This is a genomic window from Sulfurovum sp. (assembly GCF_036568385.1).
Lineage (GTDB): Bacteria > Campylobacterota > Campylobacteria > Campylobacterales > Sulfurovaceae > Sulfurovum.
This window is the reverse complement of sequence record NZ_DATCSP010000069.1, coordinates 19359-29739: the sequence shown is the minus strand read 5'-3', so window position 1 is coordinate 29739 and position 10381 is coordinate 19359. Positions and strand designations below refer to the sequence as shown.

The 10381-nt window shown below is 45.7% G+C and carries 12 protein-coding genes; 3 read left to right on the top strand and 9 right to left on the bottom strand.

The features are described from left to right. Both VIM88_RS07580 and VIM88_RS07575 read right to left on the bottom strand, forming a co-directional pair. Positions 1-318, bottom strand: a 318-nt coding sequence (locus tag VIM88_RS07580) for a sodium-dependent bicarbonate transport family permease (protein WP_331862287.1), incomplete at its 3' end; no start/stop codon positions are given. A gap of 67 nt (positions 319-385) precedes the next feature. Next, entirely contained in the window at positions 386-2566 is a 2181-nt protein-coding gene (locus VIM88_RS07575) for an NADP-dependent isocitrate dehydrogenase (RefSeq protein WP_331862286.1), read from the bottom strand. A 454-nt stretch (positions 2567-3020) separates the two neighbouring features. Here VIM88_RS07575 and VIM88_RS07570 point away from each other — a divergent pair, with 454 nt between their 5' ends. Continuing rightward, the gene (locus tag VIM88_RS07570) at positions 3021-3896 is read left to right on the top strand and encodes a hypothetical protein (RefSeq protein ID WP_331862285.1); all 876 of its coding nucleotides are present in this window, start codon (positions 3021-3023) and stop codon (positions 3894-3896) included. Positions 3897-4021: 125 nt separating this feature from the next. On the opposite strand, the gene VIM88_RS07565 is transcribed toward VIM88_RS07570, so the two are convergent. The 5 genes from VIM88_RS07565 to VIM88_RS07545 all read right to left on the bottom strand — a co-directional run bounded on the left by VIM88_RS07565 (position 4022) and on the right by VIM88_RS07545 (position 7183). After that, positions 4022-4447, bottom strand: a complete 426-nt coding sequence (locus VIM88_RS07565; RefSeq protein ID WP_331862284.1) for an Hsp20/alpha crystallin family protein — start codon at positions 4445-4447, stop codon at positions 4022-4024. A gap of 14 nt (positions 4448-4461) precedes the next feature. Further along, on the bottom strand, positions 4462-4908 hold the full coding sequence (locus VIM88_RS07560) for an Hsp20/alpha crystallin family protein (protein WP_331862283.1): 447 nt from the start codon (positions 4906-4908) through the stop codon (positions 4462-4464). 104 nt (positions 4909-5012) lie between these two features. Further along, the gene (locus VIM88_RS07555) at positions 5013-5717 is read right to left on the bottom strand and encodes a Crp/Fnr family transcriptional regulator (protein ID WP_331862282.1); all 705 of its coding nucleotides are present in this window, start codon (positions 5715-5717) and stop codon (positions 5013-5015) included. Beyond that, positions 5677-5949, bottom strand: a complete 273-nt coding sequence (locus VIM88_RS07550) for a DUF4389 domain-containing protein (protein ID WP_331862281.1) — start codon at positions 5947-5949, stop codon at positions 5677-5679. Before VIM88_RS07550 ends, VIM88_RS07555 begins: the two co-directional genes overlap by 41 nt. Positions 5950-6049: 100 nt before the next feature. Beyond that, the gene (locus VIM88_RS07545; RefSeq protein WP_331862280.1) at positions 6050-7183 is read right to left on the bottom strand and encodes a site-2 protease family protein; all 1134 of its coding nucleotides are present in this window, start codon (positions 7181-7183) and stop codon (positions 6050-6052) included. A gap of 165 nt (positions 7184-7348) precedes the next feature. On the opposite strand from VIM88_RS07545, the gene VIM88_RS07540 reads away from it, so the two are divergent. Further along, positions 7349-7846, top strand: a complete 498-nt coding sequence (locus VIM88_RS07540) for a 2'-5' RNA ligase family protein (RefSeq protein WP_331862279.1) — start codon at positions 7349-7351, stop codon at positions 7844-7846. Here the strand turns inward: VIM88_RS07540 and purN are convergent. Both purN and VIM88_RS07530 read right to left on the bottom strand, forming a co-directional pair. Beyond that, positions 7843-8391 carry a phosphoribosylglycinamide formyltransferase gene (purN, locus tag VIM88_RS07535; protein WP_331862278.1) on the bottom strand — a complete coding sequence of 183 codons (549 nt, stop codon included), beginning with the start codon at positions 8389-8391 and terminating at the stop codon, positions 7843-7845. The two genes, VIM88_RS07540 and purN, sit on opposite strands and share 4 nt — an antisense overlap. Positions 8392-8405: 14 nt before the next feature. After that, positions 8406-9815, bottom strand: a complete 1410-nt coding sequence (locus VIM88_RS07530; protein WP_331862277.1) for an NAD(P)H-hydrate dehydratase — start codon at positions 9813-9815, stop codon at positions 8406-8408. 199 nt (positions 9816-10014) lie between these two features. Between VIM88_RS07530 and rpsU the strand changes: the two genes are divergently transcribed. Then, on the top strand, positions 10015-10227 hold the full coding sequence (gene rpsU, locus VIM88_RS07525; RefSeq protein WP_331862276.1) for a 30S ribosomal protein S21: 213 nt from the start codon (positions 10015-10017) through the stop codon (positions 10225-10227). Positions 10228-10381 lie beyond the last annotated feature (154 nt).

The window sequence follows — 10381 nt, the reverse complement described above, 5'->3', positions numbered from 1 at the left end:
CGACCCGTAGGTCGCAGCGATCGCGATCGCATTATAGTTATCCAGTTTGATACGTAAAATAAAATAGCTATAAATCGGCACGATGATCGCCATCAGAACGGCCAGGGAAAGCGCTGTAAAGATATAGGTATTCAACCCGCTATGGGAGAGTTCATAGCCTCCGTGAAGCCCGATCGCTATCAAAAGGTAGAGTGAAAATAGTTTGGGCAGTGGCTGCGGAATGGAGAGGTCTGATTTGAAAAAAACTGCCAGCATACCCAGCAGAAAGAATAATATCGGTGGATTTAGAATGTTTTGAAGAATGAGATCTATGTTCATTTTATGTCTCCTAAAGTCATATTATAACAAGTATCGCACCTTAAATGCGATTCTTGTCATATTTTACTTAGATAGCATCAATAATTGCATTAAGTGTAGCAGAAGGTCTCATTGCCTTGGCAGCCAACTCGTCATTCGGATGGAAATATCCACCCACGTCCTGAGGTTTACCTTCAACTTCTAGAAGCTGAGCAATGATCACTTCCTCTTTTTCGTTCAGTTCATTTGCAACGGAAGTGAACGTTGCTTCCAACTCTGCATTACCACAGTTAGCCAATGCAGTTGCCCAGTATTTCGCCAGGTAGAAGTGGGACGCTTTGTTATCCGGCTCTCCTACTTTTCTGCTTGGTGCATTGTTGTTATCAAGGTACTCTTGGTTCGCTACATCAAGACCGGCAGTCAGTGCAGCAAGTTTAGCATTTGGATTTTTCTGCTCGATCATTCTTAGTGACTCAGCCAATGCCAGGAACTCACCAAGCGAATCCCATCTTAGGTGACCTGTTTCAAGGAACTGGTCCACGTGCTTAGGCGCAGATCCACCCGCACCTGTTTCGAACAATCCACCACCTGCAAGCAATGGAACGATAGAAAGCATTTTGGCAGATGTTCCAAGCTCAAGGATCGGATACATATCTGTCAAATGGTCTCTTAGTACGTTACCGGTTACAGCGATCGTGTTCTCGCCTCTTCTGATCCTTTCGTTCGTGAATCTTGTAGCGTTCGTCACGTTCATGATCTTGATATCCAGACCGGCAGTGTCATGCTCTTTAAGGTACGCGTTCACTTTTTTGATAAGCTCTGCATCGTGTGCACGTGCTTCATCCAGCCAGAACACTGCAGGGATACCTTCGATCCTTGTTCTCTCAACCGTCAATCTTACCCAGTCTCTGATCGGGATATCTTTGGTTCTGGACATTCTCCAGATATCACCCGCTTCACACTCGAAGCTCATCAGTACACCATCTTCACCTGTTACCGTTACCGTACCTGCTTCAGCAAGTTCGAACGTGGTCGGGTGAGAACCGTACTCTTCTGCTTTTTGCGCCATAAGACCGATATTCTGCATCGTACCCATAGTTGCTACATCATACTGACCGTTCTTCACACAGTCAGCTACCATCTCTTCGTGGAACATCGCGTAGGTAGAGTCAGGGATCACCGCAACTGTCTCAAGTGCGTCACCGTTTCTATCCCACTGCTTACCACCTTCTCTTACCACAACAGGCATAGAAGCATCGATGATCACATCGTTTGATGCGTTGAAGTTCGTTTCACCTTTATCTGAATCCACCATTGCAAGTTTTGGAGCATCAGCATCAAGTGCCGCTTTGAAGTCTGCTTTGATCTCAGCTTCTTTTGCGTGGCCTTTGATCTTCTTTTCAAGGTCTGACATACCAAGGTTAGGGTTCACACCAAGTTCTGCGAACGTATCTGCATGTTTTTTGAACACATCTTCGAAGAAGATCTCAAATCCGTGACCGAACATGATAGGGTCAGAGATCTTCATCATGGTTGCTTTAAGGTGTAGAGACCAGATAAGCCCTTTCTCTTTTGCATCCTGGATCGTTTTTTTATAGAACTCTCTCAATGCTGCTACGGACATGAACGTACCGTCAAGTACTTCACCCTCAAGTGCATTGATAGAGGTCAGCTCTTTACCGTTGAGTGCGATCGTCACTTTTTGTGCTTTATCGAGTGTCACTGACTTTTCGTGTCCGAAGAAGTCACCTTTTCCGCCCATATGTGCTACGTACGCTTTTGAGTCTTCCGCGAACGCCTTCAATCTGTGCGGGTTGTTCTGTGCAAATCTTTTTACCGCTTTGGCTGCTCTTCTGTCCGAGTTACCTTCTCTTAGTACCGGGTTAACCGCTGAACCAAGACAGACACTGTATTTCGCCTGGATCGCTCTCTCTTCATCATTTGCAGGGTTTTCAGGATAATTAGGGATATCATATCCTTGTCCCTGAAGTTCAGCGATACAGTCTTTAAGCTGTCCTACGGATGCCGAAATGTTTGGAAGCTTGATCACGTTCCCGTCTGGCTGTAACACAACCTCTCCCAGTTTGGATAGTTCATCTTCTGCAAGACCCATTGCAGCAAGAACTCTACCTGCCAGAGAGATATCACTCTCTACTACTTCTACTCCTGCCTCTTTTGTGAAAGCATTTACGATTGGTAACAATGAATACGTAGCTAATGCCGGCGCCTCATCGATCTTTGACCATATGATTTTTGGTAAGTTTGACATACTGTTCCTTGGTAATTAAATTTATGTTCGAAAAAGTAACTAATTTTCAACAATATTATCAACATATTAAGATAAATATTGTCCTATTTAAAATATTTGTTTCAAAAATTCACATTTTTTGCCAGGAAATGTAGGGACTTCCTTGCATATTGGACTCTTTCGACCGTTTTATGACGCTGACTCAAAAAGTATCTCTCTTTACTCTTCTTAGAAGCAGTGCATCACTATCGAGTTTCCACACATAGCAGCTCTGTCGGTCTAAAGGAAATAAGACAGCACATATACAAAATGTCCAGAATCAAGCGTTCGATGTTACACAATTACCCGATTCTACTGCTGCACCTATGTATGAATGTGCGGTTTTGAGGACGAATTTCTTTTATATTCCCGATATACAAAGTTAATTAAAACTTATATTGATACAATGAGGTATCTTGTTTGTGGGAGGCAGTGAATGGATTTAAATGAAGAGAGTAAGGAAGAGACCTTCAATATCAACACAGTACTGACAACTTTGTTCGCTTCTGTAAAAAAAAGTGCGTATGAAAAAGGTATCGAACTTATTTATGAAATGGATGCGACCATACCGAGGAAATTGCGAGGTGATTCAGAGCCCCTGTTGCTATTGCTCAGTAAACTGCTCACTTTTGTGTTTCAGCATACCGATAGAAAAGATATTGTTTTGTCTCTCTCTTCAGTGGAAGATTTTTTGTTCGAAGAGTATATCTCTTTCAGGGTCCAGCATACCGGTATGGAAAAAGAAAAACTCCTGAGGTTTTTGGAGACCGAAGCTAGTAAAGAGCTCGAAATGCTTGAAGGCAAGATCGTTGATGACCATGAAAATATTTCAGACCTGCATCTCAGTATACCTTTTAAAAATTTTGAATTGGGTTTCAGACGTCACTATCGACTCCCGGATAAAGCTGCAGTAGGAAAAAAGATCCTGCTGCTCTGTTCCAATGATAAAACGGCACAGAGCCTTAAAAAGATGTTCCAATATTTTCTTTATGAGGTGGATGTGGGCATGGAGGCCTTAAAAAAACAGGGAAATGACCTGTCCAGATATGATATCCTGATCATCAGTGAAAAGATGATCACTGAAAAAACGAAAGAGACCATAGCCAAAGTCAAAGAACGTGCCCCACTCCAATGTGTACCGCTTCGGGAACCGAACTATTTCGAAGATGAAGAGCATTTAAAAACAGACGCTGAGCACTTTATAAAGCCTATTACCCAAGAAAAGATATTCGACCTGCTCGTATCTCTGTATGACGGTACTCCCCGTACGGTCGAGCGTGATGCAGCTCTGACAGAAAATACAGAACATTGAACACTACCGGAATCTTTATAAAATCTCTTGTGTCGTACATTTTACAGTGCCAGGCCAAACGGCCTGGCAGAAGCACTTTTTTAGAGAAGCAGATTCCTCTCTTTTATCTATACACTCATCAAAAACTATTTTACTTCTATCGATCTTGGTTTAAGCTTTTCTTCTCTTTCCAGATCGATCACGAGTCTGCCGTCTTTATAGGTTGCGCTGATCTTCTCCTGATCGATCCCTTTGGGGAGGGAAAAACTTCTCTCTACTCTTCCGAATGAGCTCTCCATAAGGTAATAATCTTTCTTTTTTACCTCTTTCTTCATCTTCCTTTCACCGCTGACGGTCAGGATATGGTTATCGATCCTCACATCGATATCTTCTTTCTTGATGCCTGGCATATCGATCTCTACATGGAAGTCCCCACTTTTCTTTTTCGCAAGGTTTGCAAAAGGAAGGTGACTTGCAACATTGCTCAGTACCTCTTTTCCTTTTTCATATCCTTTTTCCAGTGTCTCTTCAATGTCGCTGCCTATCTCTCTTGTTTTTTCGATGATATCCATGATCTATATCCTTCTTATTTTACTTCTATTCTTTTCGCTTTGTTTTCAACTTTAACCAGTTTGGGGATAATGACTTCAAGCACCCCGTCCTCTGACTCTGCATGGATATTCTCTACATCGATATTTTCAGGCAGGGTGAAACTTCTCTCAAATTTGCCGTAAAAGCTTTCGACCTTATAATAATCGTCCTCTTTCACCTCTTCTTTGGCCTTTCTCTCTCCTGAGATCGTGACGATATTGTCCTTGACATCGACATGAATGTCCTCTTTGTTGACGCCCGGGAGATCGACCTCTACATGATATGCATGTTCTCCCTCTCTTGTATTGACAGAAGGAGTGAAATCTGTTTTCAGGAAACTTCCCTTGTCTTCCATGAAGTGATTCAAAAATGAATCAAAATTTCTAAATCCTCTTCTGAGCTCCAAAAGTTCTTTTGCCGGATTATATTTTGTTACGTACATTTCATTTCCTTTGCTATTTGATTTGGGGTAGTATAGTTCAGGTAGGAACAAATTTCTGCCACTTTGGTAGCATTTGAAAAGAACGTTGGGAATGAGACGTCTGTTTACGTTAAAGGAAGTTGGTCAAGCAGTTTTTGTGTATCTTTAAGTTTGATGTTCTTATGCTCCACGTCGATGATCCCCTCACTCTTGAGTGTCTGAATATGACGGTTAAGCACTTTGCGTACCGTGCCGATAAGACTTGCTATCTCTTCATGTGAAAGATCGTGCAGGAGACCGAGGCGGCTTTGGTCTTGATGGTCTATGTTTTTGGAGATCAGTTTCAAAAGCCTTGTCGCCGTATCGTAAAAGGAGAGGTCCAGGGCCAATTCTTCTATGTCACGAAACTGTTTGGCAATATAAGGGAAAAGCAGCTTGTTGAAGTCAGGATCTTCATGCATCCACCTTTTCACCACCTCCATAGGAAAAACGATGATCGTCACCTCATCCAACGCATGCAACAGATTGTCATGCAGCTTGTTATCCAAAAGGGTTACGACATCATACATATCCCCGTGGGTCAGTATCTTTAGTGTCTGTTCCTTCCCGCTGGCAAGATCGACCTGAGAGACCTTGATCCTGCCATCCAGTACAAAGAAGAATATGCTGCGCATCTCTTCAGGGGTAAAAAGCATCTCTCCCTTTGAATAAACCCGTAACTTTCCATATTTTTCTATATCTTGATGCAGGATGCTTTGTTCTATATCAAGAGGAAGCAGCAGCTCTTTTTTAAACATCCGGCCAGTCACCCACAGGCCATGGTTTTTCATCGGTATTGAAACCTACATAAGAGACAAGCTCTTTTGCATACTCTGACAGTCCTTCAGTAAACTCCAAAAGCTTGTCGTTGGGTTCGCCCGTCACCCAGCTGTAAATGAACTGAGTAATGGCAATGACAAAAAGCACCATAGAGATAAATCTGCCTATGATCAGATAGAGGATCGTATAAAGGGCTCTTGACAACCCTGGCTTTTTCCGTTCGTTCGTTTCAAATTCTTCCATTGTGACTCCCTTTTTTTCTGATTATAGCAAATTTTTTCCTCATCATACAAATGAGGACCAATGTCCCGGGCATCTTTCTCCTGTGTACTTCAACCAACCCCTACGGTACGGTTTCCAGCTCCATTTTCAGGGCTATGTACTCAAGCAGGTCCTTCAGCGTGATGATGCCCACGGTCCGACCCTGTTCGGTGACCAGCATACGGCTGATCCCGGTCTCGGTCATTTTGGTCAGCGCTTCGTTGATCGGCGTACGTGCATCGACCGAATTCTCTGCATTCTGCGGCTGCATGACCTTGCCGACCTCAAGGTGCTGCCACGCTTCATGAAGGTGGGATTTTAGGATCCCGACCGTGATGATCCCTACGATCCTATCGTTTCTTGTGACAGGAAACATTTTGTAGTGGTAGGGGTAGAGATAGGTGTCGACAAACGCCTGCAAAGTGATGTGGGAAGGCACGGTCACCGGGGCCCTGTTCATGAAATGCCTTACCGTTTTTCCCTCAAAAGACTGTTTCACCAGCAGTCTTTCGTACGAGGTGTTTGCCGCACTGAACAGAAAAGACCCGATCAGTATCCACCACAGTCCCCCTATAGAATTATCTCCGACCAGCTGCATAAAGCCCATAAAGATGATCCCCACGGCAAAGAACAGGCTGATCCGCGAAGCAACCAGGGTGGCCCAGTTGATATTGCCTTTGATCCACCATAAAAGCGCACGAAGTATCCGCCCTCCGTCCGTGGGAAATGCCGGCAACATGTTAAAGACCGCGACCATCATATTGATCAGCGAGAGATACCACAAAATACCGATGACAGGGACCATCATCTCCCCTATATTGGCAGCCAGGTAGAGCGCCCCGAACAGGATCGCCAGCATCAGACTGGCCAAGGGGCCGGCTATGGCCATCAAAAACTCTATCTTGGGCGTGGCAGGCTCATCCTTCATCTCAGCGACCCCGCCGAAGATAAAAAGGGTGATCCCTTTGATATCGAGTCCGTACCTGCGGGCTACCAGAGAGTGGGAAAACTCATGAATGAGGATGGAGACAAAGAGCCCCATCGCACCAACCACCCCCATGACCCAATAGGTTTGCTCGCCAAGATCGGGGAAATAGCTCGGGAACACCCCCTTGGAGAGAGACCACACCACCAAAAAAAGGATGATCACCCAGCTTGCATCGACCGATACGGTAAAACCCAGCAGTTTAAACAGTGCCACTTTTCTTCTTAACATACTTACCCTCTACACGTTTCATAGGTTCATCTGTCAATTATAGCGACTTTTTCCCTCCTCGGCTTTCTTTTTGATGATCCGTTTCCCTTCGAACCCTCTTGCCCCTAAAGAAACCATGCAAAAATATGTCACAATAGCAGTCATCATAATAAAAAAGGCTGCACCATGCGACTCTTTATCGCTTCCCCTGTCATCCTCGATGACTATGCTTCCATTCAGGAGGATTTTGATGGCATCATCGAAGGCAAATGGGTGGAGGAAGCACAGCTGCATCTGACCTGGGTTTTCCTGGGAGAGGTCAAGGATGAAAAGCCTATCCTGGACAAACTCACCCAGGTCTCTCCGCTGGAGAACCAAATAGAGATCGGGGAATTGGGATATTTTGGGCGACCGCCCAAGATCTTTTTTGCCAAAAGTGAAAAGCGCGTGCTTTATGACAAGGCCAGAGAATTCAGAAATGCGGGTTTTGATCTTTACCGTTTCAAGCCGCACATCACGTTTTGCCGTATCAAAGCGATACATGACTACAAAGCGTTTCATGAAAAACGTAGATCCTACCGTGAGAGAATGCTGGGGAGGATCCTTCCAAAGATCGGACTTTATGAAAGTACCCTGAACGCTGCAGGAGCAGTGTATCAGTGCAGATATGAGATAGAGGTTTAACCCAGCACAGCCCTGATGGCCTCTTCCAGTGCCTCTTTTTCAACACTCCGTACCTTTTCATCATAGGCTTCAAAGGTAAGCCCTTCTTTGGAAACCTCTTTTTGCAGGATGACCTCTCCGCCGTCGAGTTCAGAAGTGACGTAGTGTACACTGACCCCGCCGCTTGGGTAAGGGTCTTGATAGCTTTTTTCTATAGCGTTAAGTCCTTTATGCCTTGGGAGCAGAGAAGGATGCAGGTTGATGCTTTTGATCTGCTCTGTAAATACAGGGGTCAGGATACGCATGAAACCTGCCAGTACGGTCAGGTCCGGAGCATACTGCTGCAGCCGTTCTACGACCACGGCATCAAATGCTTCTCTGCTCTCAAAGGCTCTGGAATCTATCACTTCCAGCGGGATGGAGGCTGCTTTGGCGATCTCTATCCCCTGGGCATCCGGGTTGTTCGTCAGAGCCACGACCACTTCACACGCTTTGCCATGCAAGGTATCGACGATATGCGCAAAGTTGGAGCCTCTTCCACTAAATAAAACGGCTATTTTCTTCATGCGCGTATTCTACACTATTTTACCTCTAATCTTCCCACCTCGTTCACCAGGTCTGTAGCGAGCATCGCATACGAAGAGCCTGCATAGTTATTTGCCGCAGCGCCCAGAGCCAGAGAGGCCTGTATCGCCGCGTCCATCGCGGTATAGCCCTGTGCCAGAAGGGAGACGATCAGGCCCGAAAGCACATCGCCGCTGCCTCCTTTGCTTAACTTTGAACATCCGTGCGGATTGATGTAGAGCCGGTCCTCCTGCATGATGAGCATATTGGAACCTTTCAGCAAGAGTGTGACATGCGGGTATTTGGCATTGAAACTGCGCACGACCTCAAAACGTCTCTCCTGCACTTCTGCCACCGAAAGCGCTTCTCCTGTCAGGATCTTCCAAAGCACCACGAACTCTTTGGGGTGTGGCGTGATCACCACTTCCCTGTCTCTTTGCTCCAATATGGCCAATATCTCTTCACTGTAAAAACTGTCCGCATCCAGCACGACAGGCAAATGGCTCTTGACCACATACTTTTGCAGGAACGCACTCTCAAAATGACAGCCAAGTCCCATACCGATGGCCATCGCTGAGGCATTGTCCGGCACGACCGTTGCGTGCATCAGGTACGGCGGAGGCGTCACTTTTTCATGCACGACCAGCGTGGTGAGTCCTGCGCCGAATGTCGCAGCAGCCATCCCGGAAATGATCCCTGCCCCCTCTTTCTCCCCGCAAAATACTGCGGCATGCCCAAAGGTTCCTTTGTGCGTGGAGCGTGCTCTCCTGCTGGGAAGCTTCAGATCAGAGGCTTCCAGCAGCCAGCTATGGATCTCTCCTTCATACACGGAGGCGCTCACACCAAGATCGGCACGCAGGATCTGCCCTACGACATCTTTACATGCATCCAGGAACAGTGCCTCCTTGTAGGCTCCCATGGTCACTGTGACATCCGCACGAAATGCCATAGGAATCAGCGTGCCTTTTGCGCCTACGCCTGTAGGAATGTCACAGGCGATCTTATGCCCATGCAGGGCATTGAGCTGGTGCAGTATGTGTACTGTCTCTTCATCCAGATCCCGATTCAGGCCTGCGCCAAAAAGGGCATCCACCACGATCTCCGCCTCAGAAATGGCATCGACCATCTTCACTCCAACGGCTACTGCGCGTTCGAACTGTACTTTTGCCATCTCCGAACGCAAGGCAAAAGGGAGATAGAGTCTGACATCATACGCCCCATGAAGCTGCCGTGCCAGGGCGATCCCGTCCGCCCCGTTATTCCCCATGCCCGCTGCGATCAGTACCGATGCCCCTTCTGCAAAATGTTTGCGGATATAGTTCGCCATCCCCGCTGCAGCATGCTCCATAAGGATATCTTCGCTCAGTCCGTATGCCTGATAGCATCGCTTATCCAAAGCAACACAGTTATCAAATACTTTTTGCATATCAACTCCTTTAAACACTTCTGCATCCATTTTATCACAATTTAATACTAACTCGATATAATTCTCCACTTTATTGTCCTCCGATACCCGTTTTCGGGACTCCGCTTTCACGATGATCTTCGTGGATCATGTGAGAGGGATTGACAGGCGGTTTTTCCGTGGTCAAGGAGAAATTTCAATAGGAAGGGGGTGCTTTTCAATGCCAGGAATTATGCTAAATCAACGTGACTCTTTTGATGATGCTTACAGAAAATTCAAAAGACAATGTGACAGAAACCTTATCGTGACTGAAGCGAGAGCTAGAAAAAATCACGAAACAGAGACTGAAAAGAGAAAAAAAGAGAAAATTGCAACACGCAAGAAGATCCTTAAGAAACTCTTCATGCTCAGAAGATACGAGTCTAGACTGTAATCTTTACAGGAGTGGGGCCTTGGCCCTGCTCGTATTTTTAGAACACAAAATAAGCAGGGCTCATCTTTGCTACGCTAACACTTGGTTTACTTCAGCAGTAGGCTCAAGCAACTGGTTGCTTTCAAAATCCTTATCACCATTTTTTTTATCACCG